At 57.8% G+C, this 351-nt stretch carries 1 rRNA gene; it reads left to right on the top strand.

The annotated features are described in order from the left end of the window. Positions 1-351: ribosomal RNA gene (locus tag VL15_RS38910) — 23S ribosomal RNA — on the top strand; the annotation flags it as partial.

Raw genomic sequence — 351 nt, 5'->3', positions numbered from 1 at the left:
CACGCATGGTAGGAGAGCGTTCTGTAAGCCTGCGAAGGTGTCTCGGAAGGGATGCTGGAGGTATCAGAAGTGCGAATGCTGACATGAGTAGCGATAAAGGGGGTGAAAGGCCCCCTCGCCGTAAGCCCAAGGTTTCCTACGCAACGTTCATCGGCGTAGGGTGAGTCGGCCCCTAAGGCGAGGCAGAAATGCGTAGCTGATGGGAAGCAGGTCAATATTCCTGCACCATTGTTAGATGCGATGGGGGGACGGATCGCGGAAGGTTGTCCGGGTGTTGGAAGTCCCGGTCGCTGCATTGGAGAAGGCGCTTAGGCAAATCCGGGCGCAGGATTCAAGGGTGTGGCGCGAGCT

Origin of the sequence: Burkholderia cepacia, from assembly GCF_001039005.1 — a bacterium.
Lineage (GTDB): Bacteria > Pseudomonadota > Gammaproteobacteria > Burkholderiales > Burkholderiaceae > Burkholderia > Burkholderia theae.
The sequence above is the reverse complement of the archived record's forward strand: the minus strand, read 5'-3'. Positions and strand labels throughout refer to the sequence as shown.